Annotated in this window: 34 protein-coding genes; 11 read left to right on the forward strand and 23 right to left on the reverse strand. The window is 69.7% G+C overall.

Annotated elements, in window-relative coordinates:
* Positions 1-25 precede the first annotated feature (25 nt).
* The 17 genes from tilS to GGQ87_RS02385 form a co-directional block, all read right to left on the reverse strand.
* A complete protein-coding gene (gene tilS / locus GGQ87_RS02305; RefSeq protein WP_245161398.1) occupies positions 26-1,228 on the reverse strand; it encodes a tRNA lysidine(34) synthetase TilS in 1,203 nt (400 codons plus the stop codon).
* Between the two features lie 83 nt (positions 1,229-1,311).
* Positions 1,312-2,190 carry a tol-pal system YbgF family protein gene (locus tag GGQ87_RS02310; RefSeq protein WP_168045098.1) on the reverse strand — a complete coding sequence of 293 codons (879 nt, stop codon included), beginning with the start codon at positions 2,188-2,190 and terminating at the stop codon, positions 1,312-1,314.
* A gap of 40 nt (positions 2,191-2,230) precedes the next feature.
* Positions 2,231-3,334 (reverse strand): DUF3667 domain-containing protein, encoded by a 1,104-nt coding sequence (locus GGQ87_RS02315; protein ID WP_168045099.1) that lies wholly within the window; start codon positions 3,332-3,334, stop codon positions 2,231-2,233.
* 112 nt (positions 3,335-3,446) lie between these two features.
* Positions 3,447-4,001 carry a peptidoglycan-associated lipoprotein Pal gene (pal, locus tag GGQ87_RS02320; protein WP_168047246.1) on the reverse strand — a complete coding sequence of 185 codons (555 nt, stop codon included), beginning with the start codon at positions 3,999-4,001 and terminating at the stop codon, positions 3,447-3,449.
* Positions 4,002-4,126: 125 nt separating this feature from the next.
* Positions 4,127-5,497 carry a Tol-Pal system beta propeller repeat protein TolB gene (gene tolB / locus GGQ87_RS02325; RefSeq protein WP_168045100.1) on the reverse strand — a complete coding sequence of 457 codons (1,371 nt, stop codon included), beginning with the start codon at positions 5,495-5,497 and terminating at the stop codon, positions 4,127-4,129.
* A 107-nt stretch (positions 5,498-5,604) separates the two neighbouring features.
* Entirely contained in the window at positions 5,605-6,018 is a 414-nt protein-coding gene (locus GGQ87_RS02330) for a hypothetical protein (protein ID WP_168045101.1), read from the reverse strand.
* Between the two features lie 9 nt (positions 6,019-6,027).
* Entirely contained in the window at positions 6,028-6,825 is a 798-nt protein-coding gene (locus GGQ87_RS02335) for a hypothetical protein (RefSeq protein ID WP_168045102.1), read from the reverse strand.
* 3 nt (positions 6,826-6,828) lie between these two features.
* A complete protein-coding gene (locus tag GGQ87_RS02340) occupies positions 6,829-7,290 on the reverse strand; it encodes an ExbD/TolR family protein (protein ID WP_168045103.1) in 462 nt (153 codons plus the stop codon).
* 2 nt (positions 7,291-7,292) lie between these two features.
* Entirely contained in the window at positions 7,293-8,039 is a 747-nt protein-coding gene (gene tolQ / locus GGQ87_RS02345; RefSeq protein WP_168045104.1) for a protein TolQ, read from the reverse strand.
* Between the two features lie 128 nt (positions 8,040-8,167).
* Positions 8,168-8,617 carry a tol-pal system-associated acyl-CoA thioesterase gene (gene ybgC / locus GGQ87_RS02350; protein ID WP_280644090.1) on the reverse strand — a complete coding sequence of 150 codons (450 nt, stop codon included), beginning with the start codon at positions 8,615-8,617 and terminating at the stop codon, positions 8,168-8,170.
* On the reverse strand, positions 8,614-8,994 hold the full coding sequence (locus GGQ87_RS02355; RefSeq protein WP_168045105.1) for a hypothetical protein: 381 nt from the start codon (positions 8,992-8,994) through the stop codon (positions 8,614-8,616). Before GGQ87_RS02355 ends, ybgC begins: the two co-directional genes overlap by 4 nt.
* 52 nt (positions 8,995-9,046) lie before the next feature.
* On the reverse strand, positions 9,047-10,081 hold the full coding sequence (gene ruvB, locus GGQ87_RS02360) for a Holliday junction branch migration DNA helicase RuvB (RefSeq protein WP_168045106.1): 1,035 nt from the start codon (positions 10,079-10,081) through the stop codon (positions 9,047-9,049).
* Positions 10,078-10,692: a Holliday junction branch migration protein RuvA gene (ruvA, locus tag GGQ87_RS02365; protein ID WP_168045107.1), complete on the reverse strand. Its 615-nt coding sequence runs from the start codon at positions 10,690-10,692 to the stop codon at positions 10,078-10,080. The genes ruvB and ruvA overlap by 4 nt, the downstream gene beginning before the upstream one ends.
* Complete coding sequence (gene ruvC, locus GGQ87_RS02370) at positions 10,689-11,210, reverse strand: crossover junction endodeoxyribonuclease RuvC (RefSeq protein WP_168045108.1); 522 nt, start codon at positions 11,208-11,210, stop codon at positions 10,689-10,691. The genes ruvA and ruvC overlap by 4 nt, the downstream gene beginning before the upstream one ends.
* Before the next feature lie 46 nt (positions 11,211-11,256).
* Positions 11,257-11,946, reverse strand: coding sequence for an MgtC/SapB family protein (locus tag GGQ87_RS02375; RefSeq protein ID WP_342448286.1), 690 nt, complete (start codon positions 11,944-11,946; stop codon positions 11,257-11,259).
* A 64-nt stretch (positions 11,947-12,010) separates the two neighbouring features.
* Positions 12,011-12,709, reverse strand: coding sequence for an MgtC/SapB family protein (locus GGQ87_RS02380; protein ID WP_168045109.1), 699 nt, complete (start codon positions 12,707-12,709; stop codon positions 12,011-12,013).
* A 37-nt stretch (positions 12,710-12,746) separates the two neighbouring features.
* Positions 12,747-13,496, reverse strand: a complete 750-nt coding sequence (locus GGQ87_RS02385; RefSeq protein WP_168045110.1) for a hypothetical protein — start codon at positions 13,494-13,496, stop codon at positions 12,747-12,749.
* 363 nt (positions 13,497-13,859) lie between these two features.
* Between GGQ87_RS02385 and GGQ87_RS02390 the strand changes: the two genes are divergently transcribed.
* Both GGQ87_RS02390 and GGQ87_RS02395 read left to right on the forward strand, forming a co-directional pair.
* The gene (locus tag GGQ87_RS02390) at positions 13,860-15,311 is read left to right on the forward strand and encodes a M20/M25/M40 family metallo-hydrolase (protein ID WP_425339275.1); all 1,452 of its coding nucleotides are present in this window, start codon (positions 13,860-13,862) and stop codon (positions 15,309-15,311) included.
* Positions 15,312-15,415: 104 nt separating this feature from the next.
* Positions 15,416-15,622 (forward strand): hypothetical protein, encoded by a 207-nt coding sequence (locus GGQ87_RS02395; RefSeq protein ID WP_168045112.1) that lies wholly within the window; start codon positions 15,416-15,418, stop codon positions 15,620-15,622.
* Positions 15,623-15,626: 4 nt separating this feature from the next.
* On the opposite strand, the gene GGQ87_RS02400 is transcribed toward GGQ87_RS02395, so the two are convergent.
* Both GGQ87_RS02400 and GGQ87_RS02405 read right to left on the reverse strand, forming a co-directional pair.
* On the reverse strand, positions 15,627-16,196 hold the full coding sequence (locus GGQ87_RS02400) for a TonB family protein (protein ID WP_168045113.1): 570 nt from the start codon (positions 16,194-16,196) through the stop codon (positions 15,627-15,629).
* Positions 16,196-16,969 (reverse strand): YebC/PmpR family DNA-binding transcriptional regulator, encoded by a 774-nt coding sequence (locus GGQ87_RS02405; RefSeq protein WP_168045114.1) that lies wholly within the window; start codon positions 16,967-16,969, stop codon positions 16,196-16,198. Before GGQ87_RS02405 ends, GGQ87_RS02400 begins: the two co-directional genes overlap by 1 nt.
* Positions 16,970-17,133: 164 nt before the next feature.
* Between GGQ87_RS02405 and GGQ87_RS02410 the strand changes: the two genes are divergently transcribed.
* Positions 17,134-17,334 carry a hypothetical protein gene (locus tag GGQ87_RS02410; protein WP_168045115.1) on the forward strand — a complete coding sequence of 67 codons (201 nt, stop codon included), beginning with the start codon at positions 17,134-17,136 and terminating at the stop codon, positions 17,332-17,334.
* Here GGQ87_RS02410 and GGQ87_RS02415 read toward each other — a convergent pair.
* The gene (locus GGQ87_RS02415) at positions 17,331-17,768 is read right to left on the reverse strand and encodes an acyl-CoA thioesterase (RefSeq protein WP_168045116.1); all 438 of its coding nucleotides are present in this window, start codon (positions 17,766-17,768) and stop codon (positions 17,331-17,333) included. The genes GGQ87_RS02410 and GGQ87_RS02415 overlap by 4 nt on opposite strands.
* A gap of 143 nt (positions 17,769-17,911) precedes the next feature.
* Between GGQ87_RS02415 and GGQ87_RS02420 the strand changes: the two genes are divergently transcribed.
* From GGQ87_RS02420 to GGQ87_RS02430, 3 genes are read left to right on the forward strand one after another with little or no spacing between them, the layout of a single operon-like run.
* On the forward strand, positions 17,912-19,039 hold the full coding sequence (locus tag GGQ87_RS02420) for a zinc-dependent alcohol dehydrogenase family protein (RefSeq protein WP_168045117.1): 1,128 nt from the start codon (positions 17,912-17,914) through the stop codon (positions 19,037-19,039).
* Between the two features lie 44 nt (positions 19,040-19,083).
* Positions 19,084-19,593: a DUF1993 domain-containing protein gene (locus tag GGQ87_RS02425; protein WP_168045118.1), complete on the forward strand. Its 510-nt coding sequence runs from the start codon at positions 19,084-19,086 to the stop codon at positions 19,591-19,593.
* Between the two features lie 10 nt (positions 19,594-19,603).
* Complete coding sequence (locus tag GGQ87_RS02430) at positions 19,604-20,044, forward strand: hypothetical protein (RefSeq protein ID WP_168045119.1); 441 nt, start codon at positions 19,604-19,606, stop codon at positions 20,042-20,044.
* Here GGQ87_RS02430 and GGQ87_RS02435 read toward each other — a convergent pair.
* On the reverse strand, positions 20,031-20,294 hold the full coding sequence (locus GGQ87_RS02435) for a hypothetical protein (RefSeq protein WP_168045120.1): 264 nt from the start codon (positions 20,292-20,294) through the stop codon (positions 20,031-20,033). The two genes, GGQ87_RS02430 and GGQ87_RS02435, sit on opposite strands and share 14 nt — an antisense overlap.
* A gap of 557 nt (positions 20,295-20,851) precedes the next feature.
* Positions 20,852-21,466 carry a hypothetical protein gene (locus GGQ87_RS02440; protein WP_168045121.1) on the reverse strand — a complete coding sequence of 205 codons (615 nt, stop codon included), beginning with the start codon at positions 21,464-21,466 and terminating at the stop codon, positions 20,852-20,854.
* A 147-nt stretch (positions 21,467-21,613) separates the two neighbouring features.
* Between GGQ87_RS02440 and GGQ87_RS02445 the strand changes: the two genes are divergently transcribed.
* The 3 genes from GGQ87_RS02445 to GGQ87_RS02455 all read left to right on the forward strand — a co-directional run bounded on the left by GGQ87_RS02445 (position 21,614) and on the right by GGQ87_RS02455 (position 23,789).
* Positions 21,614-21,898 carry a hypothetical protein gene (locus GGQ87_RS02445; RefSeq protein ID WP_168045122.1) on the forward strand — a complete coding sequence of 95 codons (285 nt, stop codon included), beginning with the start codon at positions 21,614-21,616 and terminating at the stop codon, positions 21,896-21,898.
* Positions 21,899-22,065: 167 nt separating this feature from the next.
* The gene (locus tag GGQ87_RS15600) at positions 22,066-22,989 is read left to right on the forward strand and encodes an HNH endonuclease (protein ID WP_168045123.1); all 924 of its coding nucleotides are present in this window, start codon (positions 22,066-22,068) and stop codon (positions 22,987-22,989) included.
* A 71-nt stretch (positions 22,990-23,060) separates the two neighbouring features.
* Positions 23,061-23,789: a hypothetical protein gene (locus tag GGQ87_RS02455; RefSeq protein ID WP_168045124.1), complete on the forward strand. Its 729-nt coding sequence runs from the start codon at positions 23,061-23,063 to the stop codon at positions 23,787-23,789.
* Between the two features lie 34 nt (positions 23,790-23,823).
* Here GGQ87_RS02455 and GGQ87_RS02460 read toward each other — a convergent pair whose 3' ends face one another.
* Positions 23,824-24,636: an NYN domain-containing protein gene (locus GGQ87_RS02460; RefSeq protein WP_168045125.1), complete on the reverse strand. Its 813-nt coding sequence runs from the start codon at positions 24,634-24,636 to the stop codon at positions 23,824-23,826.
* Between the two features lie 143 nt (positions 24,637-24,779).
* Between GGQ87_RS02460 and GGQ87_RS02465 the strand changes: the two genes are divergently transcribed.
* Positions 24,780-24,998, forward strand: a complete 219-nt coding sequence (locus tag GGQ87_RS02465) for a hypothetical protein (RefSeq protein WP_168045126.1) — start codon at positions 24,780-24,782, stop codon at positions 24,996-24,998.
* Between the two features lie 93 nt (positions 24,999-25,091).
* A complete protein-coding gene (locus GGQ87_RS02470) occupies positions 25,092-25,805 on the forward strand; it encodes a Crp/Fnr family transcriptional regulator (RefSeq protein WP_168045127.1) in 714 nt (237 codons plus the stop codon).
* The last annotated feature ends 18 nt before the right edge of the window (positions 25,806-25,823 follow it).

Raw genomic sequence — 25,823 nt, forward strand, 5'->3', positions numbered from 1 at the left:
TGGAAGCGCGGCGCGCTCCCCTGTTTCAGCAGTTCAGCGCCAGAAATAGGTGGTTCCGGGGCGTTGCGCCATCGGCGCGCGGCTCCAGCTCCGTCTCATGCGTCATTCGGTCCAGTGCGAACGCCAGTCTCTGCTCGACCAGCGAACGCATCGTTACCGTCGGGCTTGCAAGAACCGGGGCAGGCGCGCCGTGCCGGATCAGCACAGGCCGGGTGGCTCGCGCGGGAGGCGGCAAGGCGGCGAGACGGGCGCGGTCGGGGCCGGACAGTGAGGCCAGCCGGCCGGCGGCGGGGGCGACGCTCCAGCCCGGTTCGGAGGCGGTCAGGAGCCAGCGGCCGTCCCAGACGGTTTCTCCGCCGGGCAGGAGCGGCAGGGGCGGCGATGGGTGGCGGGAGAACTCGCCCGGCTCCCGGGTCACGAGGACTTGATCGGGCGAGGCCTCGATCCGGGCCCCGCAGAGGGTGGCGGTGAAGCTCTCCCCTGCCCCGAGGCGCTGCAGGAGGCGGTCAAGGCGGCCGCCGCGCGGGGGGCGGTCGCCGCCGCCCGCGCAGACGAGGGTGGCGGCGAGGGCATGGGGGGCGATGGAGCGGTCGATAAGGAAAGATCCCTCTCCCGCCGGGAGAGGGAGTGGGCCCCTCATTCTCGTAGGCCCGACGGCGGGGTCTCCCGCTGTTCCCGACGGGAGAAGGGACAGCCGTGCGCGACTGCGGGCGTATTTCGGGTCTTCGTTGGCAGGGTCGTCGATCCAGCTGAGGCCCTGCGCCGTGAGCCAGTCGCGCAGGTCCGCCCGCGCCACGTCCAGCATGGGGCGGAGCAGCATCAGGCCGCGGCACTCGGGCCAGACCGGCGACGGAGACCAGTCGCGGAGGCGGCCGAGGGTGGAGCCTTCGGCCCGCATCAGCTCGCCCTCGGCGACGTCGCCGGCGGTGTGGGCGAAAAGGATGACGCGGGCGCCGGCCTGCCGGGCGGCGTCGGCGATCAGGCGGTGGCGGGCCGCGCGGGCGGCGGCGGGCAGGCCGGCGGCGGGCTTGGGGCCCTCCCATGACAGGCCCTGCCAGTCCGCGCCGGCGGCATGGGCGGCGTCGCGGGCGAAATCGGTCCAGCGGGCGCTGTCGGGGCAGAGGCCGTGGTCGACAGTCAGGGCCAGCAGGCGGCGGCCGTGGTCGCGCGTCCAGCCAGCGGCGGCGTGCAGCAGGGCGACGGAGTCGCCGCCGCCGGACAGGGCCAAGGCGACGGGCCGGGCGGCGTCCGGCTCAAGCCGTTCGGTCAGCCGTGCGCGGACCCGATCGAGCCAGGCCGGGTCATCAGGGCTCAGCCCGCTCTCCGGGGCGCCGCGGGGCAGGCGAACTGGGTGCGCAGGCCGGCGGCGCGAGTACGCAGGGCGGCGCTGCCGGCGGCGGCGTAGCGGCGGTCGAACTCGCCGAGCGCGGTGCAGGCCTGGGTCTTGCGGTCAGTGGCGTTCAGGGCCGTGGCCAGTTCGAGCACCGTGGCGCCGGCCCAGGGCGTGGTCGGCCAGCCCTCGAGGGCGGAGGCGTAGAAGGCCACCGCGCCGGCGTGGTCGCCGCCCGAGACGCGCAGGTCGCCGAGCCGGGCGTTGGCCTCGCGAGCCTGCGGCGTGCCGGGCCAGGCGAGGGCGACGGTCTGCAGGGCGCGGTCGCCCATGGCGGGGTCGGAAGCGGCGAGGCGCACGGCGGCGGACAGGTCGCGGGCGGCGTCACCCGTCGGGGAGGTCGAACTGATCGGGCGGTTGAGTTCGGCCTCGCGCTGGGCCACGGCGGCCATTTCGCGCAGCCTGCCCTCGGCGTCGCGCACGCGGGTGGTCAGGGCGGCGTTGTCGCGCGTGGTCTCGTCGAGCTGGAAGGTCAGCCGCTCAAGGTCGCCGTTGACGCGTTGCAGCGTGGCCTCGAGATCGGTCAGGCGGCGGTCCATCAGGGTGACGCGGCCGGTCAGGGCGACGACCTCGGGATCGGGCTCGACGATGACGGGCTGGCCGGCGGCGTTGCGCTGGGTCAGGGCGCGCTCGATGCGGCGGACGTTGCGGTCCAGCTGTTCGAGCCGGCGCTTGTCCCACTGGATCGGCTCCATGGGCGTGGTCTGGGCCACGACGGTGGTCGTGCCGGCGATCAGGGCGACCCCCAGGATCGTGACGAGGGCGTTTTTCGAGAGAAGGGCGGAGGGCAGCTTGAGCATGGTTGTTTTCGTCCCACCGATTTGAGGCCGCCGCAAGGCGTCAGCCCGTCAGGCCGAGCGCGATGATGGCCAGGATGAAGAGGGTGAAGGCCATGCTGCAGAACATCAGCAGGAAGAAGGTCCGCCACGCCGCCGAGAACCACGACAGGCCGTAGGCGCCCTTGAGCTGGGCGAACATGTGCACCGGCACGCCGAAGGTGAACAATCCGGCGCCGAGAATGGCGAAGCCCTGCCAGACCGGGCCCAGGAGGGAGACGAAGATGGCGAGGATCGACATCGCCGTCAGCGAATAGAGGACGAAAACCCCGTGGTCGTAAAGGGTGAAGCCCCGCCGCCACAGGAACAGCAGCGCCACGAACGGGATCGAGATCGGGATCAGCAGGAAGCTGAATTTATAGGCGGTCTGCTGGAGCTTGTAGATGGCGAGGTCGGGGTTGAGCAGCTTCTTGGTGATCTTCTCGTTCATGTGCTCGTCGCCGAGATTGACCTTCAGGTCCCCGGAAGCGACGGCGTCGTGGACCTGGGCCTGCCATGTGCCGGGAGTGAACCCGTCGGTCCGCCTGGCCACCGAGGGCGTCTGGCCAAGGCGGGTCTCAAGGACGCCGACCGCGGTTTCGCGGGCCTGCGCCGTCAGCCTGAGCGCCTGAGAGCCGGGGCTTCCCTCAGCCGCCTTCTGCGCCGCCGCAAGCTCGGTGCGGGCGTCGGCCAGATCGGTCAAGAGCTCGGCGCGTTCGGCCGGCGTGAGGGTGGTCGTCACGTTCGGCTCAAGCGCCCCGGAGAAGCTGAAGGCGAAGAACATCAGGAAGACGGTGAAGAGGAACATCGCCAGCGGCGATACGTAGCGGGTGCGGCGGCCTTGGACCCATTCGCGGGTCAGCCGGCCCGGATTGATGGCCAGCAGCGGCAGGGTGCGCCAGATGCGGGCGTCGAAATGCAGGACGCCGTGCAGCATCTCCTCGCCGAGGTGCATGAGCGAGCGGTGCACGTGGGTCGGCTGGCCGCAGTTGGGGCAGAACCGGTTGTCGACGGGCTGGCCGCAGTCGGTGCAGTTGCCTTCGGCGTCGCCGGCGTGACCCGTCGGCCGCTCCATCGCGCCCGCGAGAATGCCGGCTGAAGCCGCCCCGCCCGCCGCGTCGATGTCCATAGCCGTTCCCCCTGTCGCCCGCCCCGATCTAGCCGCCCCGCCGCGCGCCGGTCAAAAGGAAAGGGGCGGCCGATGAACGGCCGCCCCTCCGATTTCCGACAATGCCGTCAGATCAGCGCGTGGCGCCGCCGACGATGGCCGTGTGGCCGTTGCGGTTGCGGGCCCAGGCTTCCTCGTTGGAACCGGCGGCGATCGGCCGTTCCTTGCCGTAGCTGATGGTGTCGATACGGGCGGCCGAGACGCCGCGCGAGACGAGGTAGCTGCGAACCGATTCGGCGCGGCGGGCGCCGAGGGCGAGGTTGTATTCGCGGGTGCCGCGCTCGTCGGCATTGCCTTCGATGCGGACCGTGACCTGCGGATAGCGCTGCAGCCAGGCGACCTGGGCGTCGAGGCGCGGATAGGCGTCCGGACGGACCTCATAGCTGTCGAGGTCGAAATAGACGCGGTCGCCGATGTTGACGACGAAGTCCTGCTCCGAGCCCGGCGCGGCCGAGCCGAGGTTGCCGCCATCGACGGGGCCGGACGGGTTGGTGGGGTACTGCGGGCCGGTGCTCGGTCCCGGGCCGTCGCCGGCGCCGGTGTCGACCGGGCGGCGCGGGGTGCAGGCGGCGATGGCCGTCACGGCGACGCCGACGGCGGCCAGACGGACGAGGGTCGAGGTCTTCATCATCGATCGTCTCCTTGGTGCGAGGCCTCGGCCTCCAGCTTTGCTATAAAACTCGGGTACTGCCGCGCCAGCGATTTCGCCAGCAACGATAACGTTGATTTGAGCCGAAAGGCTCCGCTTGTGACTCAGGTGGAACAGCTGTCGGGGCCGCCGGCGCCGAGATTGGACGGCTGTTCGTCCAGCAGGGGCGACCAGGCCGGGTCCGACCCGCGCCCGTTGTAGCCGGCCTGGCTGACCACCCGGCCGGACAGGTCGACGGTCCAGAGGCGGGTGTCGCCGCCGGGCGACTGGCGCGCGAACATGATGTAGCGGCCGTTCGGAGCCCAGGACGGGCCCTCCTCGAAATAGCTGGACGACAGGATGCGCTCGCCGGTGCCGTCGGGCTTCATGACGCCGGTCGAGAAGCGGCCGCCGCCCTGTTTGGTGAAGGCGATCAGATCGCCGCGCGGGCTCCAGTTCGGGGCGGTATAGATGCCGCCGCCGCGGCTGATCGGACGCTGGCCCGTGCCGTCGGCGCGCATGACGTACAGGCGGGCGGAGCCGGACCGGTCGGAGGTGAAGACGATCTGGCTGTTGTCGGGGCTGAACGAGGGCGAGGTGTCGATGGCCGGATCGTTGGTCAGGCGGCGCACCTGCCGGCTGGCGAGGTCCATGACATAGACGTCGGTGTTGCCGCCCCGGATGATCGAGAAGGCCATCTTCGAACCGTCGTTCGAGAAGCGCGGAGCCAGCACCTGGCCATCGAACTCGCCCAGCGACTCGCGCCGGCCAGTTGACAGGTTGAACAGATAGATGCGGCTGTAGTCCTTGCCGAGCGCCACATAGGTGATCTCGTTGGGGTCGTTCAGCGAGAAGCGCGGCGACATGATGATCTCGTCGCCCGTGGTCAGATAGACCGGGTTGAACCCGTCCTGATCCGAAATGGCGAGGCGCGACAGGCGGTTCAGCTGGGTGCCGCTCTCCGACACGAACAGCACGCGGCTGTCGAAATAGCCGCTCTCGCCGGTCATGCGCTGATAGATCAGGTCGGCGATCTTGTGCCCGATCCGGCGCCACTGTTCGGGCGTGGCGGTGAAGCGGTACGAGGCCAGCTGGCACTGACGGTAGGGATCGTAGAGGCGGAAGCCGAAGTCGTTGCGGTTGTCCGCGCGGCGCGTCACCGAGCCGTACAGCACGGCCTGCGCCCCGATCGAGGTCCACTGCGGGAAGTTGGGGGCATTGGCCAGCGTCAGGCCGGTCTCGACGAAGCTGGCCGGGTCCAGAGGCTCGAAATAGCCGGAGCGGCGCAGGTCGGCGCGGATGACGTCGCCGAGCTCGGAACCGTTCTCGCCATCGAAGTTCGCAACCGCGATCTGGAACGGGCGCAGGACGCCCTGGTCGATGATGACCTCTTCAGGCTGCTGGGACGGAACCTGCCCCGCGGGGGTCTGAGCCGATGCGGCGCTCACGGTCATCGCGAGGATGGCGACGCCGGCCAGAAGTCGGTTCAGTTGCATAGGGAGCTCCCGCAGTTTGAGACGTCCGCCGGTTCTTGTCGCCGAACCGGTCATGGAAGGCCAGCATGGCCGCGATTGGGGCGACTTTGGGACTGAATCAGTCTTCGTCAGCCCGCGCAGGCCCGCTCGGCGAGAAAGGTCGGACGGTAGCGGCCGCCGGGGAATCCGTCAGGGACCTCGAACGGGGCCGCGGAAATCAAGGCGAAGCGCGCACTGTCGGCCGCGGCACGCCAAGCCGGGTCGTCGCGAGGCTTCAGGACCGTCGGTCCGGCAACGATGCGGCCTCCTGAATCCAGCGTCACGTCAAACTGGATGCGCTCCCGGACGAAACCGGGATCGTCGCACCGGAGATGCCAGTGCGGATACACCTGGTTGAAGACGCCGACCGCCGCGGCGGCGACACGCGGGTCGACGGGACGGCCGAGTGGTACGAGGTCGAGGGACGGTGCAGGCGTTGGCGCTGCGGGCGCAGCATCCTGTCCGGCAAGAGCGACCAGCAGAGCGGCGATCAGGTTCAGCATCCGTTCCTCCTAGCGTCCCCGGCAGGCGCGGGCGGTCAGGAAGGTAGGGCGGTAGCGGCCGCCGGTGAAGCCCCGGGGCACATCGAAGGGCGCGGTGGCGCGGAGGGCCCGCAGGGCCTCGGCGGTCGCCGCCTGATAAACCTGGTTGCCGCGCGCGCCGACGAGGGTCGGGCCGTCGGTGATGCGGCCATCCTGAGACAGGGTGACGTCGAACTGGATGCGCAGGTCGTCGCCGCCCTCCATGTCGCAGACCACGAAGACGTTCCAGTTCGGATAGACCTGCTCGAACATCGAGGAGATCACCGGCCCGCTGGTCTGGCCTGCCGTACCCGCCGCCTGCTGGCCGGAAGGCGGGATCGTTCCGCGGTTGGGGCTTCGGTTCGGACGGTCGGCGGCCAGCGCCCCGAGGTCGAGCGAATCCTCGCGCGGACGGGGCGGCGGCGTGTCCCGCTTCTTCGCCGGCGGCGGCGTCGAGGGCCGCGGCGGAGGTGTCGGGCGCGGCGTGGGCCGGGGTGCCACGGCCTTCTCGGGCGGCCGGGGAGTTGGGACAGGCGTGGGCGTCGGCGGCGGCGGCTCGACCGCCTCGACCGGAGGCGCGGCCGCGACGTCGTTGGCCGGAGCCTCTGACGGCGCGTCGGCGGGCCCGGCCATGACGATATCCTCGGACAGGATCGACACCGGCACTGCGTTGACGATCGGTCGCGGCGGCGGGGCGCCCGCGCCGAACATCAGGGCGAGCACCACCGCGCCGATGACCGCCGCATGGACGACCACGGATCCGATCAGGGCCGAGCCGGGACGGTCCAAGCCTCAGCCTCCCTCGGCGGGGGCGGAGGTGTCGGTGATCAGGTTCAGCTTGGTGAAGCCGGCCCCGGACAGGCGGGCCATGACGCGGGCCACGGCCTGATAGGGGGCGCGGCCGTCGGCGCGGACGAAGACCGGCTTGTCGCGAGCCTCGGCGCCGCCCTCGCGGGACACGCGGCCGATCAGGTCGTTCCAGTCGACGCCGCTCTCACCGACGAAGATGGCGCCGTCGCGGTTGATGGTGACCGTCACCGGCTGTTCCGTCACATCGACGGCGCTGGCCTCGGTCTTGGGCAGTTCGACCTCTACGCCCGTCGTCAGCAGCGGCGCCGAGATCATGAAGATGATCAGCAGCACCAGCATGACGTCGACCAGCGGCGTGACGTTGATCTCGCTCAGGGGCCGTTTGCGGGCCCGTCTGCGGCCGCGGACGTGACCGCCCGCGCCGCCGGTTCCACCCATGGCCATGCTCAGAGCTCCCGGCGGGAATAGTCGGCGGCCGGCTGGGGCGCCGGGGCGGACGGGCCGCCCAGACGGCGCGCCACGGCGGCCTGCAGATCATCGGCGAAGCTCTCCAGCCGGCCGGTGAACTTGCCCGCGTCGATGGAGAATTTGTTGTAGGCCATATAGGCCGGAATGGCGGCGGCGAGGCCGAGGGCGGTGGCGAAGAGGGCTTCCGAGATCGCCGGCGCGACGGTAGCGAGGTTGGTGTTGCCCGAGGCGGCGATGGCCCCGAAGGCGTTCATGATCCCCCAGACGGTGCCGAACAGGCCGATGAAGGGCGAGGCGGTGGCGACCACCGACAGCACGCCGAGGCCGTTCTCGACCCGCTGGCCCTCGCGGGCGATCAGGCTGTCGAGCGCCCGGTCGATGCGGGCCATCAGCATATTGCCCTGCCCCTCGGTCAGCGGACCGCGGGTGCGGGCCTCGCGCCAGTCGCTGAGGGCGATGACCAGCATGCGCGGCAGGGGGTGGACCGGATCAGGACCGGCCTGAGCGGCGATCTCCTCGAGCGAGCGGCCGGAGCCGACCGCCTTTTCGAACGCCGTGGCATGGCTGTTCATCGAGGCGAAGCGCACCGCCTTGTCGATGATCACGGCCCACGACCACAGGGAGGCGATGGCCAGGCCGATCATGATCGCCTTCACGACCGGATCGGCCTCCACGAAGAGGGCGATGGGGTTCAGCATCATCGATGCGTCGGCGGCGGTGGTCATTCGGTCGTCCTCATTCGTCCGGTGTCCTGTGCACCGGACGGGCGTGGCGGATATGTGGCGATTCAGCCGGCTCTAGCGAGGTCTGGCAGAACCGTCACCTGACTGCACGTGACAGGTTCGCAATCTTGTCAGGGTTCGCCCGTCAGCCATGGCCCGACCTTGTCGCGCAGGGCCGCGGTGGGGCGGCGGGGCCGGCCGTCCATATGGATGCAGACCACCTCGACGCGGGCGCGGCAGAGATCGTCGGCGCCGCGGCTGATAGTCTGGGAGATCAGCAGGCGCGGGCCCTTCACCGCCTCGTAGCGGGTGCGGACCACGAGTTCCTCGTCAATCCGGGCCGGCTTGAGGAAGGTCAGGTCCATCTTGGTGACGACAAAGGCCATGGGCTGGTCGCCGTCCAGCAGTTCGGCGTGCCCGATGCCCATCAGCCGCAGGGCGTCCGAGCGCCCCCGCTCGAAATAGCGGACGTAGTTGCCGTGATAGACCAGGCCGGTGAAGTCGGTGTCCTCGTAATAGACGCGGACCGGCAGGCGATGCTCGCGGTCCTCGAAGCGGCCGGCGGTGGGACGGTCGGTCATGGGCGCGGCGCCTGCGAGCCGGGCGCGCGGGTCAGGAAGCCGGGGCAGACGTCGCGGAGCATCTCGTCGAACTCCGCCTTGAGCGGATCGGTTTCAAGCAGGATGCGGTTGGGGCGGGAGATGAAGCTGACCAGACCGGCGTCGGTCGAGACATAGCCACAGACGGCGCGGCGGCGACCGATCTCGGTGTAGCGGACCACGGCGCCGGGGCCGACAAGCCCCCGAAGCTGGGCGCGGGCGCGGTCCTCGGCCGAGAGCTCGCCGCCGCCGAGGCCGCCGCTGCGGGTCACCAGCCAGAGCAGCAGGGCGCCGAGGATCAGCACCGCCGCGCCCAGTATGGCGATCAACCGCTCGACCCTGATCCTGCGCGCCGTCATGCCGTCTCCGTTCACGGCCAAGCATGACGGGGTTCGCGAGCGAGGTGAAGCCTCACTTGCCTCCGAACAATCCGCCCTGCTCCGGCGCGCGCGGCGGTTCGGTCAGGCCGAGGTGGGCGTAGGCGCGGGCGCAGGCCATGCGGCCGCGGGGGGTGCGCTGGATGAAGCCCTGCTGCAGGAGGTAGGGCTCGATGACGTCCTCGACGGCGTCGCGCGCCTCGGCGATGGCGGCGGCGAGGGTGTCCATGCCGACGGGACCGCCGCCGTAGTTCTCGATCAGGGCCTTGAGGAAGCGGCGGTCGTTGGCGTCGAGACCGGCCTCGTCGATCTCGAGCCGGCTGAGCGCGCGGGCGGCGGCGAGCCGGTCGATGGAGGTCGCGCCCTCGGCGGTGGCGAAGTCGCGGACGCGGCGCAGCAGGCGGCCGGCGACACGGGGCGTGCCGCGCGAGCGGGAGGCGATCTCGCGGGCGCCGTCCTCGGCGATCGGAGCGCCCATCTTGCGGGCCGCGCCCATGATGACCTTCACCAGCTCCTCAGGCGTGTAGAATTCGAGGCGCAGAGGGATGCCGAAGCGGTCCCTGAGCGGCGTCGCCAGCAGCCCGGCGCGGGTCGTGGCGCCGACGAGGGTGAAGGGGGCCAGATCGATGCGCACCGACCGGGCCGAGGGCCCCTCGCCGATGATCAGGTCGAGGACGTGGTCCTCCATGGCCGGATAGAGGATCTCCTCGACCGCCGGGGCGAGGCGGTGGATCTCGTCGATGAACAGCACGTCGCGCGGTTCGAGATTGGTCAGGATGGCGGCAAGATCGCCCGCCTTGGCCAGGATGGGGCCGGAGGTGGCGCGGAAGCCGACGCCGAGCTCGCGCGAAACGATCTGGGCCAGGGTGGTCTTGCCGAGCCCGGGCGGGCCGAACAGCAGGACGTGGTCGAGCGCCTCGTTCCGCCCGCGGGCGGCCTCGATGAAGACCTTGAGATTGGCCTTGGCCTGCTCCTGCCCGACGAACTCGGACAGGGTCTGGGGCCGCAGGGCGCGGTCGTAGGTCTCGCCGGGGGCCGGGTCGGGGGAGACGATGCGGTCGTCGGTCACCGTCCAAGCTCCTGCAGGGCGGCGCGGATGACGGCGGACAGGTCAGCGTCGTCGCCCAGACGGATCAGCGCCTGATCGACGGCGCGGCGGGCGTTGACCTCGGCGACGCCGAGACCGAGCAGGGCGGAGACGGCCTCGCCGGTGACGCTATGAACCGGCGCGAGTGCGGCGTGGACGCCGGGCGCCGAGGGGGTGAAGCTGACATCGCCCAGCGGCTTGCCCTTGAGCTCGGTCACGATACGCAGGGCCAGCTTGGGGCCGACGCCGTTGGCGCGGGCGACGGCGGCCTTGTCGTCGCGGGCGACCGCCGAAGCCAGTTCGCCGGGCGGCAGGACGTCGAGCACCGACAGGGCCGCCTTGGGGCCGACACCCTGGATGCCGGTCAGGGTGGTGAAGGCCCGGCGTTCGTCGCGGGTCAGGAAGCCGTAGAGGCGCGGCCCGTTCTCGGCCGACCAGCTGGATTCGATATGCAGGGTCGCCTCGTCGCCGGGGGCCGGAAGGCGCTGCAGGGTGCGTGCGCCACAGGCCACGACATAGCCGACGCCGGCGCAGTCGATCAGGCAGTGGTCGGTCTCGACCTCGGCCAGCACGCCTCTGAGACGGCCGATCATGCAGCCCCCGCCAGCAGGGCCCGCTTGCGCAGCTGGGCGTGGGTGATGGCGACCGCGAGGGCGTCGGCGGCGTCAGCCTTCACGTCGCCCGCCGAGGGGAGCAGCCGTTTCACCATGAAGGCGATCTGGGTCTTGTCGGCATGGCCGGCCCCGACCACCGCCTTCTTGATCAGGTTGGGCGAGTATTCGGCGACGCTGAGTCCGTGCCGCGCCGGGGCCAGCATGACGGCGGCGCGGGCGTGGCCGAGCTTGAGCGTCGAGGAGGGGTTCATGTTGACGAAGACCTCTTCGATGGCCGCCTCGTCACAGGCGTGGGCGGCGCAGACCGCGCCCACCGCGTCGAGCAGGAACAGCAGCCGCTCGCTGAATGGCGCGCTTTCAGGCGGGGCGACGACGCCGTGCGCGATCCAGCGCAGGCGCGAGCCCTCGGTCACCACCACGCCCCATCCGGTGCGCCGCAGTCCGGGGTCGAGACCGAGAATTCGAGTCGCCCCATCTGGAATCAAGGTGTTCGCCATCCGTTCCAGTCATGCCGCAAAGAGGGTTAGCGGACAATGACCGGCTTTATTCGTCGCGGGGCAGGACCGAGAAACCGGCCAGACCATCGTGGCTGCAGAGCTGGGTGACCAGGCCGTCGACGTCGATGGGCATGGCGCCCTTCACCTTGAGCTGGTGCTCGTGGACCTGGCAGTCGGGGCTCATCACATGGCCGATGCGCACGGCCTTGAGGCCACGGCCGCGGAGCAGGTCGCGCAGATCCTTCTCGCTGGGCGCCGAGCCGCGCTTCCAACGCAGCACCACGTCCATGACGCCGATGTGGGGGAGCTTGGCGTCGAGCAGGCGCAGGACGGCGAGCACCGCCAGCGTCGCCCCCGCCCCGATCAGCGCGAGGTCCAGCATGCCGACGCCGAACAGCACGCCGATGGCCGAGGTGACCCACAGCGAGGCCGCGGTCGTCAGGCCGTGCACCGAAAATCCCTCGCGGAAGATCACACCGGCGCAAAGGAAGCCGATGCCGGTCAGCAGGCCGTGCGACATCCGGGTCGGATCGATGACCACGTTCTGTCCCGGCAGGGCGACGAAGTCCCACGTCGCCTGATGCATCGCGGCCAGCATCAGCAGACAGCTGGTCAGGCAGACGAGGATATGGGTCCGGAACCCCGCCGGGTGCCCATGATAGGTGCGCTCCATGCCGATCAGGCCGCCCGCCGTCATGGCCGCGGCGACCGGCCAGACCAGATCCCAATTGATCAAGATTCACTCCGTAAACTGATGAATCCCCAGCCTGGGCCCTCGCGGCGCGGCGATCAAGCCGCCGTCAGTCGTCGCGCGGGTCGAGCCGGTAGCCGGTGACGCCCTCGATGGCTCTCAGCCGGGCTGCGAGGGTCTTGAGCGCGCCGTCTCCGCCGATCTTGAGCCGGAAGGTGCGGCGCACGCTTTCGCCATGGTCTATCAGCTCGAACCGGTCGGAGCGGCGGTCGCGGTCGATGTCGCTGAGCGCAGCCTCGACAGCCTCTTCCGCCGCGACGGCGCCGCGCCGCCACACCACTTCGGCGTCGATCACGGCCTTCTGCGGCAGGCGCAGGCTGACAAGCCGCAGGATCAGCAGGACCACGACGGTCAGGACCGTGCCGGTGGCGGCGAGGCCGAACAGGCCTGCGCCAAAGAGGAGGCCTATGGCGGCAGTGATCCACAGCGAGGCGGCGGTCGTCAGGCCATGGATCGAGAAACCGGCGCGGAAGATCACCCCGGCGCACAGGAAGCCGATGCCGGTCAGCACGCCGTGGGCCATGCGGGTCGGATCGCTGACGATCTCCGTCCCCGGGATGGCGTCGAACCGCCAGGCGCCCTGGGACACCGCCATCTCCATCAGCAGGGCCGAGGCGAGGCAGACGAGGATGTGGGTGCGGAAGCCGGCGGCCCGCCCGCGCCACTCCCGCTCGAAACCGATCAGACCGCCCGCGATGACGGCGCAGAGCAGCGGCAGGGTGAAGTCGGGAAGGGAAGCCAGATCCATGACCCGGCAACGGCGCGCCCGCAGCGACGGTTCCGGGTCAGCCCGCGGACGGTTCGGCGGCGGGCGGGTCCTGCGGCGCAGGGTCTGGCGGCGCAGCGCTCCCGGCCGGCGGCGGGATCAGCGCGGCGGGAGAGTTGCTGGTCGCGGGCTCGTCCCGCTGCCGCGTCACCGCCACCCGCGGCGGCGGCGCATCGAGCTCGTAGGAGACCGCGAAGGTGGCGACGCTCTCGACCGGCAGGCCGTCGATCAGGATCGGCTCCATGCGGGCGGAGTCCAGCGCGGGCCGCGTCAGGGCCGCCAGCCCCGATCCGGCGGGGGTTTCGCGGGCGCTGCAGCCGGTCAGGGTTCCATCGCGGCGCACGGTGCAGCGGAAACTCACCGACACGCTACCGGGACCCGGAGGCAGATCGCGGGCGCGGACGGCAAAATTCGGCCGCACGACCCAGCGCACCGTCTGCCGGATCGGCTCCGCCCGGGCGGCGGGCTGCGTGCCTGTGGGTCGGGAGCCCGTCACCACCACCGGCGGCGCCACGATGTCCCGGCGCTCGGGGATCGGCACGGCGACAGGCGGCGCCTTTTCGGCCTCCAGCCGAAGACGCCGCGCCTCGGCCTCGGCGGCCCGATTGGCCCGGAAGTCGGCGCCCGCGTCCCATGCGCTGGACAGGTGGACCAGAGAGATCGCGCTGGCGGCCGCCAGTCCCGCGGCGACCGCCGCGCCGGGCAGCAGGCCCCGCCAGTCGCGGCTGTTCGAGGGCTGCGAGCCCGCGGGCTGGTACTGTTGCGTCATGCCGCCTCCCTGCCCCCATCGTGCCGCAGCCGGCGCCGAATGCAACGAGCGGGACGGAATGTCCAATGATCCGGCGCGACCTCCATCGCCCCTCCCCTCGCCGCCCGATCCGCGATAGCGTCCGCTCGCAAGGGGAGTTGCGGAATGTCGAACACAGGCGCGGTTGTGGTGGCCATGGCGCGGCGGGCCGAGCGGCAGTTGGTCGAGCGGCTGCGCGAGCAGGGCGCCGTGTCGGCGGATCGTGCGACCGCCCTGTCGGTCGGGCGGCCGGGTGGCCGGCTCGCCCTGCGCCGGCTGGTGCGCAGTGGAGCGATCCATGAAACCGGCGACCGCGTCTGGCTGGATGAGCGGGCCTATGAGGCGATGCGCGAGGGGCGGCGGGTGCGGGTGGTGTTCGCCCTGATCGTCATCGGTCTGATCCTCGCCGGGATCGTGGCCTTCGGGGCGTTTCAGGCGCGGGCCCAGACGGCGCCCGCCCGGCCCGATCAGCAGGCGTTCCGCGGCCTGTACGAGGAGTTGGTCGAAACCAATACGACCCTGTCGCAGGGCAGTTGCACCCTCGCCTCCGAGCGGATGGCGGCGCGGCTGCTCGCCGCCGGATATCCGGCGGGAGACGTGCGCGTGCTGGCCTCGCCCGACCGGCCCAAGGACGGCAATCTGTCCGCCGTTCTGCGCGGCTCGGACCGTGACGCCGAACCGATCCTGCTGCTGGCGCACATCGACGTGGTCGAGGCCAATCCGGCAGACTGGGCGCGCGACCCGTTCACCCTCGTCGAGGAGGACGGCTATTTCTACGCCCGCGGCGCCTCGGACGACAAAGCCCAGGCGGCGATCTGGGTGGACACGCTGGTCCGGCTGAAGGCTGAGGGTTTCACCCCCCGCCGCGACATCAAGATCGCCCTGACCTGCGGCGAGGAGACCTCTGACACCTGGAATGGGGTCGAGTGGCTGCTGCAAAGTCATCCCGACGCGCTGAGCGCCGGCTTCGGCCTGAACGAGGGCGCTCGGGGCCGGCTGGACGGCGAGGGCAACCGCGTCGCACTGGAAATCCAGGCCGGGGAGAAGGTGTATCAGGACTTCGCCTTCGAGATCACCAATCCGGGCGGTCACTCGTCCCGGCCGGTGCCGGACAACGCCATTGACCGGCTGGCCAATGCTCTGGTCCGGCTCGGCGATCACACCTTCCAGTACGAGATCAATCCGACGGTGCGCGCCTATTTCGAGGCCATCGCCCCCGTCACGCCGGCGCACGCCGACACGATGGCCCGCCTCGACGACCGCGGGACGCCTGACGACGCCGTCGCCCGGCTGTCGGCGGCCGATCCGGCGTGGAACGCCATCCTGCACACCACCTGCGTCGCGACCATGGTCAGCGCCGGCCATGCGCCGAACGCCCTGCCCCAGCGCGCCCGCGCCAACGTCAATTGCCGCATCCTGCCCGGCCACGACGCCGCAGAGGTCAAGGCCGAGCTGGAGCGGGTGATCGCCGACCCGGGCATCGCCGTCAGCCTGGTCGGAGAGCCCGACCCGGTGTCGCCGCCGCCGCCCCTGACGCCCGCCATTCTCGACCCAATCACCGCCATCGCCGGGCGGATGTGGCCGGGTGTGCCCGTGGTCCCGTCGATGAGCCCGGGCGCGACAGACGGCCGCTTCACCAATGCCGCCGGCATCCCGACCTATGGCGTCACCGGCATCTTCGCCGACCCGGACGGCGGCGGCGTGCACGGTCTGAACGAGCGCATCCGGGTGCGGTCGCTCTACGAGGGGCGCGACTTCCTCTTCGAGCTGGTCAAGGCCTACGCCGCGCAGCCCTGAGCCGGCCGCCCGGGGCGCCCGCTACAGACCGCTAAGTTCGGAACCCGACATGCGGCCATGGGTTAGGTGTCTGCGGCCGTTTCGCCGCATGCCGGAGCTCCGTGATGGGACGCTCGATGGACCGCCGACTGCCGACCGAGGCCTATGACCAGCTCAGGGCCGAGGTGTTGCGCGCGGCGGTGGAGCTGTCCGAAGACCAGCTGCTGGACCTGACGGACGCCCTGCACGGTGTGATCCGTCTCCGGCGCCCGGGACGTCCCCTGCGCAATCCCGACGGCTGGGTCACCGACGAGCTGCGCAGTTTCGCGTGACCGGTCAGGATTCCGGCGCCATCCGGAACCGCACGGTGAAGACCATCTTGCTGTCCATCGGCAAGCCGTCGATGCTGTAGGGCCGGACGCGGGCGCGTCTTGTCGCCGCCAGCGCCGCCTCGCCAAAGCCCGCCCCCTGAGGCGTTTCGCTCAGGATTTCGCAGGCGCCGAGGTCCCCGGAGGCCAGGGCCTCGCAGCGAAGCCGGACGTCGCCCTGCTCGATGCCGCGGCTCTGGGCCAGGGCGGGATAAAGCGGCGCGGGTGGCCGGACCCAGGCCGGCCGTATCACGCCCTCCGCGTCTGGAGCGGGAGCCGGCCGGTCCGGCGGCGCGGGAACGACCGGCCCGGACAACGGCTCAGCGTCCCGCGCGACCGCCACCGGGGGGACCACGAGCAGCGTCGCGCTGTCGTCCCGCACCTCCACCTCCCGAAGCTTGAACTGCGAGTTGGAGAAGAACCATGCCGCGGCGGCCGAGAGGCCGATCCACACCACGGCGACCAGCACCCAAACCATGACGTCGACGCCGCGCCCGCGCCGTGCATCCGATCCGGTTTCCGGCCCCCCGACCGTCATCAGCCGGCGTATTTCGCCAGGTCTTCGTCGGAGATGTCCTCGTTCGAATAGACGTTCTGAACGTCGTCTTCCGCGTCCAGCGCATCGAGCAGCTTCATCAGCGTGCCGACGGTCTCGCCGGTGACGGCGACTTCCGACTGCGGCTTCCAGACGATGGCCGTCGACTTCGGATCGCCCAGCACCTTCGACATGGCGTCGGCCACCTCGTTGAGGTCCTCGAACTTCGTCCAGATGGTGTGGCCCGGCGCGTCCTCGTAGATGTCCGGCTTGACCAGATCGCTCTCGACGTCCTGGGCGCCGGCCTCGATGGCGGCCTCCATCACGGCGTCCTCGCTCCCGGCCTCGGCCTTGTAGATGATCTGGCCGACCCGATCCCACATGAAGGCGACCGAGTTCATCTCGCCCAGCGCCCCGCCGTTCTTGGAGAAGGCGGCGCGAATGTTGGAGCCGGCGCGGTTGCGGTTGTCGGTCAGGGCCTCGACGATGATGCCGACGCCGCCCGGCCCCCGACCCTCGTAGCGGACCTCTTCCATGGTGTCGGCGTCGCCGGACGAAGCCTTGTTGATGGCCCGCTGGATGACGTCCTTGGGCAGGCTCTCGGCCTTGGCGTTGTTCACTGCCAGGCGCAGGCGCGGGTTCATGGCCGGGTCGGGCAGGCCCGACTTGGCGGCCACGGTGATGTCCCGCGACAGCTTGGAGAAGAGCTTGGACCGCTGCGCATCGGCGCGGCCCTTGCGGTGCATGATGTTCTTGAACTTGGAATGGCCGGCCATGAGGGTCTCTGTAGTGGGCGCTATCGCTCGCGACGCGTTCGCTCGTGGCTTGAGCGCAGTCGCTGTTCGTCGGCGGGCCGTCTAGCCGATGGAGGGGCGGCTGTCACGGGCAGGAACCGCCAGCTTCGCCGGGCATTCCGGCACTGACCCCGCCGGAGCCCGCCATGACCGCCGAAGACACCTTCCAGGACGCCGATCTCTATACCGACGAGGACCTCGAGGAGGCCGACATCGTCGAATGGTACGAGGCCCGTCCGGTCACCGTCCCCGCCGCCGTCGCCACCGGCGCCATCGTCGCCGCCTTCGCCTTCGGCGTGCTGACGGCCGTGGGAGCGCTGGCCCTGATGGGCCGGCTGGACGACTAGGTCTTCAGGCTCTCCAGAAACCCGCGCATCTTCTCCTCGACCGCGACCGGCCGCTTGGTGTCGCGGTCGACGTAGACGTGGACGAAGTGGCCGACGGCGGCGGCGTCTTCCTCGTTGTTGCGGAAGAGACCGATCTCGTAGCGGACTGAAGAGGTGCCGACGTGGGCGACGCGAACGCCGGCCTGGATTTCGTCCGGGAAGGCGGTCGGCGAAAAGTATCGGCAGCCCGTCTCGGCCACGAGGCCGATGGTCTTGCCGGTGTGGATGTCGAGCAGGCCGTTGACGACCAGCAGCCGGTTCACCGCCGTGTCGAACCACGAATAATAGACGACATTGTTCACGTGGCCGTAGACGTCGTTGTCCATCCACCGCGTGGAGATGGCCTGGAAGCGGCGGTAGTCGCTGCGTTTGGTCCGCTCGATGGTGCCGGTCATGAGTGTCTCCCCGTTTTTGGCGCTACCGCTCGGCGCGCGGCGCCTCGCTGCTTGAGCGCGTCTTGTGCGGGCTTCGGTCGAGTCCGCTTGGGGGCCAGCCTTGGGCTTGGCGGACGCGGCGTCAAGCGCCTAGCCTGCCCCGCATGAAGACGATCGCCGCCGTACTGCGCGCCACGGGCGCCGCCCGTCCCTATGCCGACAGCCGGCCGCTGGGCCTCGAGAGCGTGACCCTCGATCCGCCCGGCCCGGGCGAGGTTCTGGTGGCGATCAAGGCCGCCGGCCTGTGCCATTCGGACCTCAGCGTCATCAACGGCGACCGGCCCCGACCCATGCCGATGGCGCTGGGCCACGAGGCGGCCGGGGTGGTCGAGGCGCTGGGCGCCGGGGTCGCTGATCTGGCCGTCGGCGATCACGTCGTCATGGTCTTTATGCCCAGCTGCGGCCACTGCGATCCTTGCGCCGGCGGGCGGCCGGCCCTGTGCGAGCCGGGGGCGGCGGCCAACGGCAAGGGCGAACTGCTGGCCGGCGGGCGGCGGCTGCATGGCGAGGGGGGCGAGCTGAATCATCATCTCGGCTGCTCCGCCTTCGCGAGCCATGCGGTGGTCTCGCGCCGGTCGCTGGTGAAGGTCGACGCCGACCTGCCGTTCGAGCACGCCGCCCTGTTCGGTTGCGCGGTGCTGACCGGGGTGGGGGCGGTGGTCAATACGGCGCGGGTCAAGGCGGGGCAGTCGGTCGCCGTGGTCGGCCTCGGCGGGGTCGGGCTGTCATCGGTGCTGGGGGCGCTGGCCAGCGGGGCGAGCCCGGTCGTGGCGGTGGATCTCAGCGAGGACAAGGTGGCGCTGGCCCGGAGCCTCGGGGCGGTGCGGACCGTCAATGCGGCGGACGCCGATGCGGTGGAGCAGGTCCGGGCCCTGACGGGCGGCGGGGCCGACTTCGTCTTCGAGATGGCCGGCAGCGTGCGGGCGCTGGAGGCGGCGTGGCGAATGACGCGGCGCGGAGGGACCACGGTCACCGCCGGCCTGCCGCCGCCCGAAGCCGCGCTGGCGGTCAATGTGGTCCAGCTGGTGGCCGAGGAGCGGACGCTCAAGGGCTCATACATCGGGACCTGCGTGCCCTCCCGCGACATCCCGCGCTACGTCGCCCTGTTCCGCGAGGGCCGGTTGCCGGTGGACCGGCTGCTGACCGGGACCATCCCGCTGGAGCGGATCAACGAGGCCTTCGACCAGCTGGCCGACGGGAAGGCCGTCAGGACGGTGGTGACCTTCCCGTAGCGCCGTGCCAGAAGCGTGACCGGAAACCGCGAGGAGAGACCGCCATGGCCACCGAACTCTACGACCTGACCGTCCCCGTCTTCACCCGCGGCCTCAAGGCCCTGTCGGCCATCCTGGACAAGGCCGCCGCCCACGCCGCGGAGACCGGCGCCGATCCGCAGGCGCTGCTGGCGCTGCGGCTGGCCCCCGACATGCACCCGCTGTCGAAACAGGTGCAGATCGCCTGCGACGGCTCCAAGCTGTGCGTCGCCCGCCTGTCCGGCGCCGAGGCCCCGGTCAACGAGGACACGGAGACCACGATCGACGAGCTCAAGGGCCGCATCGACGCCACCCTGGCCTTCATGGCCTCCGTCCCGCGCGACGCCATCGACGGTCAGGAGGACCGCGAGGTGGTCCTGAAATTCCCCGGCGGCGAATGGCCCTTCAAGGGTCAGGCCTATGTCGTCGGCTTCGCCATCCCCAACGTCTTCTTCCACCTGAGCACGGCCTATGGGCTGCTGCGTCAGGCCGGCGTGCCGCTGGGCAAGCGCGACTTCCTCGGCAATCCGGGCTGAGCCCGCCCCCATGAGCGAGCCCGCGATGCGTCGCCTGATCGACCTGCCCGGCGTCGACGATCTGGAGCTGAAGGCGCTGATGAAGCCGCGCCTCGCCGATCCCGACCTGATCGACGACCACCCGGAGGTCGACGAGGTCGCCCGCGCCGCCTTCGGCCTGACCCCGGCCGAGGCCGCCGACGTCCCCCTGCCCGCCGACTGGCCCGATCATCTGCGGGAGCTGCACCGCCAGTCCCCCGCCGACCTCGTCGAGGCCTTCGAGGCCGAGGGCTGGGACGTCACCGACAAACGCCGCAAACCCCTGCGCCTGCTGCCCCTGTTCGCCCTGCCCCTGGCGCTGGCCGCCCGCGGCGTGGCGGGGACGCTGCCGTTCGTGGCGGAGCCGGATCATCCGACGACGGACTGGGGGGCCAGTCTGAAGGCCGAGGCGGGGCGGTTCAGGAAGCGGTGAGGGCTGCCGCGTCCTCCGCCCCGGCCGCTTTGTTCAGATCGGCCTGATAGTCGGCCATGAAGAGCAGGCCGGGGACGATGAAGTCGGCGTAGTCCGCCTTGCCGCGCGACTGCAAGGTCCAGAGAAAATAGAACTCGCGGTCGAAGCGCGGTTCGAGCGAGCCGTCGGCGATGCGGTCGAGGCGGATGCGCTGGATGGCGCGGTAGAAGGCATCCCGACGGCGGACGCGGGCGGGTCGGCGGGGTCTCATTGGCATCTCCATTCGGCGGCGGGCAGCGGACGGCAGGCATGGGTTAGCGTCCTCCGTGGCGAGAGCCGCGGAAGGTGGGGAGGGCGCGGGGCGACCGGGCCTCGCCCGGCGTGAGTTTAGTTTTACCGTTTCGACGAGACAGGCTGCCCCGCGCAGTCGTTTTCCACACGCCCTCCGACTGGCGGCCCTGCATTCGGGCCTTTGACGGATCACACGGCGACAGCCTCACGACTGCCGACGCGGGGGGGCCTACCGCCGCTGTTGCGACGTCCTCAACCCCACCTGAAGCGCGCGGCGAGCAAGCAGGCAGGATCCATCCCTGCCCGCGAGGACCCCCGGACTCTCCATCGCCCGGGCTTCATCGCTCGACCACAGCCCGCCGCCATCGAGGAACGTGGATCCGACGCCCTCCCCACCGACGGGATGGGTGAATTATGCGCCCGAATTCGAGCGTGCGCAGAAGATCGGTTTGAGAAAAGGCGAAGGTGTTGAAAAGGCGGAGGTTCGTCCGCGCTATCCGACTATAGAAACGCGGATTGTAAGCACAGCGTCATGGCTTAGGCGGCGAGCGCGGCAGCGGCGGTCCATTGGTTGGCCATCGCCTCTGCAATGCCGGGGAAGAACCGAGAGCGCTCCTTCCACCGGTCTGGCGACGGCGGCATGTGATGAACCCGGGGATCGCGGCCACTGACGATGTTGGTCGGGACTAGTGGCGGCAGGTTCTTCAGCCAGAGGCAGGTCCGCTTGGTTTCGCCGTGACCGAACTGCCAAGGCTGGATGCTCTGAGCGAAGTCCTCGAAATTCACGATCCGGGCCTTGGCATGTTTGTGCATCACGGGGTTCTCAATGGCGATGCGATCAATGGGCGCGTTCCAGAAGTCGGAAAACAGCGCCGCTCCCTCGTCCAGCGCCGCCCACATCTCTTCCTTTGTCCGTCCGGGCGGGGGCACCGTCAGCCAGCGGACGCCGGAGTTGCACAGCCGAGTGCACGGCGGATGCGCGACCATCAGCAGGTCCCAACCGTCGTTCAGCAGGTCGCGGGCGTCCCCGACGATATGCCGGTTCGAGCCGTCTTCGCTGGGCAGGAGATCGCAGGACCATGCATCGTGGCCGAGAGCGAGGAAGGCGTTGCGGACCGTGCCGCTGTATTCGCAAGCGACTAGGACCCTCACCGCCTTGGCTCCCCAGCCGCTTCTGAAAGATGCCCCACGTGGTTGCCCTTTGACGCTGCCCGGCGAGCTCCGGGCGCGTTCGAGGCTCGACCATAGGCACTAAGAAAATACCAGGATAGGTTGCTCGACTAGAGCGCGAAGTTCGCTGTGGACCACAAGATTCTGACGCTTGATCGGAGCGGAACAAATAATGAACATGCCTGGATGTCTGACGTCCGTATTGTCCACCTCGCCCGCTCGCGTTTCCTGCCGAATGCGGGCGGCGGCACAGTCTTCTGCGTCATGACCTATCGGGGGGAGCCGGGTCGTGCTCTCGCTTACCTGATCCCCGGGCAGTATCCGGAGTTTGAAGGTGAACAGGCATGGTTCCGGGTGCGCTGGTTCTCCAAACGTCGCAGGGAATTCATCGAGCAGGTCGAGGGCAAGGGATGAAGAACGACCGGACGGAAGTCCTGATGATCACGGCCTTGGTCGTGTGCACCCTTGGCCAAGCCGCGGCTACGGTATTGCTGCTGTTATCCCTTTGGAGGCACTTGCCAGCTTAGCCAGTCCCGCTGATTGTCAGTCAGGAGACAATCGAAAGCAGGGGCGTCGCAGCCGTGAAGGGTGTCTTCGACACAAAGAGGGACTCCGGCTACAGTGACAGCCTCGCTGACTGGTACCATTTCCCTACCCGCCGCGACTACATGGAAGTCGCCCAAGCGGTGGAAGGCGACTGGATTCTGTACCGCGAGCCACAGCGGAATGGGGGTCGTAAAGCATACATCGGAACCGCCCGGGTGGTCTCCGTCGTGCCGGACAAGGACAATCCCGGGCACGCCTACGCAAACGTAGCGGACTTCTTCCCCTTCGATCCTCCTGTCCCGTTTTCCGGAGCACCGAATGGTCGGTATTGGGAAGCGTCACTCCGCGACATAGGCGACCCCGCACTGGTCGGCCGCTCCGTCCAAGGGAAGTCGTTGCGGCTCCTCTCTGATGCCGATTTTGCCGCGATTGCCGCTGTTGGTCTGGGAAGCGCGCTACTCCCGGAAAACTTGAAGCGCTACGGCCCTACGGGTGGCGAAGCCAATGACGTCCCCTCTTTCCTTGTTTCAGACTTGGATGACGATACGTTCGTGCGGCGCATCCAAGCTACGCTCATCAACCGCAAAGTGCGCGACGCCAACTTCCGCCGGATGGTTTGCCAAGCTTATGACGACACGTGTGCTGTCACGGGTTTGCGGATCATCAATGGGGGTGGCCGGTCCGAGGTCCAAGCCGCACATATCTGGCCTGTCGAGCACGGCGGCCCGGACACGATCCGGAACGGACTGGCTTTGTCGGGAACCGTCCACTGGATGTTCGACCGCCATCTGATCTCGCTTACCGATGACTATCGTTTGCTCGTCGCGCACAATCGAGTGCCGGAGGCCCTGCGCGGCCTTTTCGAGCGGCAGATGGATCGCATTCGCTTGCCCAAGAGCGAAAGTCAGTGGCCCGACCCCAAGTACGTCAGCCGGCATCGGGAACGATACGGGGCGTAGAGCACTCCGGCTACCCGCCCATCTGGCCGCATGCGTTGCCTATTGTCGGCTTTTAGCATCAGATCGTCTCCATGGGGCGGACACTGTTCTCTATATGTGCGGTTGTATTGGCGGTGGCCCTCGGCGGCTCATCGGCCCGTGATAGCCATCCATCGGAGACAGGCCTTGCCGGCACAACCAAGAGCGCCAGCACGCCCATTGCGTCCACTCCGCTTGCGGTTGTTGTCGTTGAAAGCGATGCGCAGGCTGAGAGAGACAGGCAAAGCGAAGCCAAGTCTGACGAGCATGAGCGCCTAAACCTGAGAGCGCAGCAGAAGGCCGCGAACGCCGCCTACTTCGCGGCGTGGTTCTCCGGCATCAGCACCCTCCTTGTTATCGGCGCCCTCGTTCAGACCAGTCTGGCCAACATGCGTCAGATGCGCGCCTATGTCGGCATCGATAAAGTCCGCGTCACCGAGATGGACGATGGGGGGCAAGAGTTCAGTGTCGTCGTGAAGAACTTTGGTCAAACCCCAGCCTATCGGTTTGATGGCCATTGCGAGCTTCGCGTGGGCGAGCACGTTATCCGCACTGATTATCCGCCCGACGAGATCATGCCCGTGCACAACGTCAACATGACCTTCACGGTCGCTGCGGCAGCCATGGCAAAAGTGCGCGCCGGCGAGATGAAGCTCTCAATAGTCGGCGGCGGCACCTACAAGGACCTTGCCCGGCAGCGACGCCGGATGTGCTTCTCGATGGAATACCACGTCGCCACCGAGTCTTTGATCGCATACGGCGGTGAGAACCGAGCAGATTAGCATCCGGGCATGACGGCAGGGGGTATGATCCCCCCTACGCCCTGTCCCTCACCCGCATCGCGCCGCCGCTGCCCGTTTCCACCTCGAACCGCCCTGTCGCCCGGATCAGGTCGGACAGTTTGGCGTAGCCGTAGCTGCGCTGGTCGAAGTCCGGGTAGGCGTTCCTCAGACGGTTGGCGATGCCGCCGGCGTTGACCCAGCCGTCGCCGTCCTCGTCCATGTCGGAGATGACGGTGGCGATCAGGCGGGCGGCCTCGGACGGGGGGCGTTTGCCGGGGGCGGGCTCGGCCTTTGACGGGGCGGCGGACGCGGATGGCGCGTCGGGCGCGGCGCGGCGGGCGGCGCCGGGCGCGGGGGCGGGCCGGTCGTCCGGCTGCTCGGCGGCGGGGACGCTGAGGTTCTCGGTGTAGATGAAGCGGGTGCAGGCCTGACGGAAGCTCTCGGGCGTCTTGCGCTCGCCGAAGCCGTAGACGTCGACCCCCTCCTCCCGAATGCGCGAGGCGAGGCGGGTGAAGTCGGCGTCGGAGGAGACGAGGCAGAAGCCGTCGAACCGGCCCGAATGGAGCAGGTCCATCGCGTCGATGACGAGGGCGATGTCGCCGGAGTTCTTGCCCTTGGTGTTGGCGAAATTCTGCTGGGGCTGGATGGCGTAGCGGGCCAGCACCTTGGTCCAGCCCTGGATCTGGTTGGAGGCGAAGTCGCCGTAGATGCGGCGGGCGGAGGCCTCGCCGAGGGTGGCGATCTCGGTGAACAGGGCCTCGGCGATGCGCGGCGAGGCGTTCTCGGCGTCGATCAGGACGGCGAGGCGGGGGGCGCGGTCGGCGCCTTTGTGGGCATCAGTCGCCATGGGGGTCGAGCTCTCCGGTCGGGGGTGGTGTGGCGCGGCGGCGGGGACGGGTCAACCGGGGAACGGCCGAGGTTGGCGGCGAAATCGGCACGATTGTCGGGTCACGTACAGACGCTGGGGCGGGAGGGGGTAGGTTCGCCGCCATGAGCACCCCTGGAACCCCCCTGTCGGACCCTCTGTCCGGTCACGCGCGGCCGCCCCATGTCTCCGTGGTGGGGGGCGAGGTCGTCATCATGGGCGGCGGCGTATCGGCCGCCTATACGCCGGAGGCGGCGCAGCGCCTGGCCGAGGCGCTGATGACCGCGGCCCGGCAGGCGCTGGACTCCGCGCGGGAGCCGGAGCCGGTCCTGCGGCTGCTGTAGGACCGTTCGGCGGGGGTCGAGCGGACCGTATGTCGGGTCCCTGACGCAGCGATTCCCGCTCGACGAGCGTTGTCGTTCATCACGGGAGCGACCATGGCCTATGGAAATCACATACTCGACAACCTGACCGACGCCGACCGGGAGGCGCTGGCGCCGCATATCCGCACCGTGCGCGTCGAGGCGGGACAGGTGCTGATCGAGCAGGACGGGCCGATCCCCGAGGTGCATTTTCCCGACGACGCCCAGCTGGCGAATCTGGTGCGGTTCGAGGAGGGGTGGGCGATCGAGACGGCGGTGGTCGGGCGCGAGGGGGTGTCGGGGCTGGCGCCGTTCATGGCGCGGGTGAACTGCGGCTGGGAGGTGGCGGTGCGGACGGCGGGCACGGTGCATGTGCTGCCGTGCCAGGTGCTGTACGACCGGTATCACGAGAGCGGGCCGCTGCTGGGGCAGCTGCTGAGGCTGTCGTACGTCTACCAGATGCAGGCGGTGCAGCATGCGGCCTGCAATGCGGTGCACAAGGCGCTGCCGCGTGTGGCGCGCTGGCTTCTGACCGCGTCGGACCTGTCGCCGGACGCGCCGATCCACTTCACCCAAGAGGAACTGGCCGGGATGCTGGGGGCGCAGCGGACGACGGTCAACGAGGCGGCCAACCAGCTGAAGGACCGCAAGGCGATCACCTACAGCCGGGGCGTGGTGCGGATCCTCGACCGCGGGCTGCTCGAGCGGCTGGCGTGCGAATGCTACGGCATGGAGCGGGCGCGGATCGAGGAGGCGCAGGCGATGCCGGGGGGACCGGGCGGGACCTGAGCGGCGGCGGTCAGGCGC

It is taken from the genome of Brevundimonas alba (assembly GCF_011927945.1).
In the GTDB taxonomy this organism is placed as follows: Bacteria; Pseudomonadota; Alphaproteobacteria; order Caulobacterales; family Caulobacteraceae; genus Brevundimonas; species Brevundimonas alba.

Bases quoted from the DNA above. Each gene is read 5' to 3' on its own strand.
- GGQ87_RS02405 (WP_168045114.1), bottom strand. From the start codon at position 16,969: ATGGCCGGCCATTCCAAGTTCAAGAACATCATGCACCGCAAGGGCCGC.
- GGQ87_RS02340 (WP_168045103.1), bottom strand. From the start codon at position 7,290: ATGGCCATGGGTGGAACCGGCGGCGCGGGCGGTCACGTCCGCGGCCGC.
- ruvC (WP_168045108.1), bottom strand. From the start codon at position 11,210: ATGGCGAACACCTTGATTCCAGATGGGGCGACTCGAATTCTCGGTCTC.
- GGQ87_RS02430 (WP_168045119.1), top strand. From the start codon at position 19,604: ATGAGCGAGCCCGCGATGCGTCGCCTGATCGACCTGCCCGGCGTCGAC.
- tolQ (WP_168045104.1), bottom strand. From the start codon at position 8,039: ATGACCACCGCCGCCGACGCATCGATGATGCTGAACCCCATCGCCCTC.
- GGQ87_RS02315 (WP_168045099.1), bottom strand. From the start codon at position 3,334: ATGGACATCGACGCGGCGGGCGGGGCGGCTTCAGCCGGCATTCTCGCG.
- GGQ87_RS02455 (WP_168045124.1), top strand. From the start codon at position 23,061: ATGGGGCGGACACTGTTCTCTATATGTGCGGTTGTATTGGCGGTGGCC.
- GGQ87_RS02390 (WP_425339275.1), top strand. From the start codon at position 13,860: ATGCGCGAGGGGCGGCGGGTGCGGGTGGTGTTCGCCCTGATCGTCATC.
- GGQ87_RS02420 (WP_168045117.1), top strand. From the start codon at position 17,912: ATGAAGACGATCGCCGCCGTACTGCGCGCCACGGGCGCCGCCCGTCCC.
- GGQ87_RS02470 (WP_168045127.1), top strand. From the start codon at position 25,092: ATGGCCTATGGAAATCACATACTCGACAACCTGACCGACGCCGACCGG.
- tolB (WP_168045100.1), bottom strand. From the start codon at position 5,497: ATGCAACTGAACCGACTTCTGGCCGGCGTCGCCATCCTCGCGATGACC.
- ruvA (WP_168045107.1), bottom strand. From the start codon at position 10,692: ATGATCGGCCGTCTCAGAGGCGTGCTGGCCGAGGTCGAGACCGACCAC.
- GGQ87_RS02415 (WP_168045116.1), bottom strand. From the start codon at position 17,768: ATGACCGGCACCATCGAGCGGACCAAACGCAGCGACTACCGCCGCTTC.
- GGQ87_RS02380 (WP_168045109.1), bottom strand. From the start codon at position 12,709: ATGGATCTGGCTTCCCTTCCCGACTTCACCCTGCCGCTGCTCTGCGCC.
- GGQ87_RS02385 (WP_168045110.1), bottom strand. From the start codon at position 13,496: ATGACGCAACAGTACCAGCCCGCGGGCTCGCAGCCCTCGAACAGCCGC.
- GGQ87_RS02355 (WP_168045105.1), bottom strand. From the start codon at position 8,994: ATGACGGCGCGCAGGATCAGGGTCGAGCGGTTGATCGCCATACTGGGC.
- GGQ87_RS02330 (WP_168045101.1), bottom strand. From the start codon at position 6,018: ATGCTGAACCTGATCGCCGCTCTGCTGGTCGCTCTTGCCGGACAGGAT.
- GGQ87_RS02460 (WP_168045125.1), bottom strand. From the start codon at position 24,636: ATGGCGACTGATGCCCACAAAGGCGCCGACCGCGCCCCCCGCCTCGCC.
- GGQ87_RS02435 (WP_168045120.1), bottom strand. From the start codon at position 20,294: ATGAGACCCCGCCGACCCGCCCGCGTCCGCCGTCGGGATGCCTTCTAC.
- GGQ87_RS02395 (WP_168045112.1), top strand. From the start codon at position 15,416: ATGGGACGCTCGATGGACCGCCGACTGCCGACCGAGGCCTATGACCAG.
- GGQ87_RS02410 (WP_168045115.1), top strand. From the start codon at position 17,134: ATGACCGCCGAAGACACCTTCCAGGACGCCGATCTCTATACCGACGAG.
- GGQ87_RS02465 (WP_168045126.1), top strand. From the start codon at position 24,780: ATGAGCACCCCTGGAACCCCCCTGTCGGACCCTCTGTCCGGTCACGCG.
- GGQ87_RS02425 (WP_168045118.1), top strand. From the start codon at position 19,084: ATGGCCACCGAACTCTACGACCTGACCGTCCCCGTCTTCACCCGCGGC.
- GGQ87_RS02310 (WP_168045098.1), bottom strand. From the start codon at position 2,190: ATGCTCAAGCTGCCCTCCGCCCTTCTCTCGAAAAACGCCCTCGTCACG.
- ybgC (WP_280644090.1), bottom strand. From the start codon at position 8,617: ATGACCGACCGTCCCACCGCCGGCCGCTTCGAGGACCGCGAGCATCGC.
- GGQ87_RS02400 (WP_168045113.1), bottom strand. From the start codon at position 16,196: ATGACGGTCGGGGGGCCGGAAACCGGATCGGATGCACGGCGCGGGCGC.
- pal (WP_168047246.1), bottom strand. From the start codon at position 4,001: ATGAAGACCTCGACCCTCGTCCGTCTGGCCGCCGTCGGCGTCGCCGTG.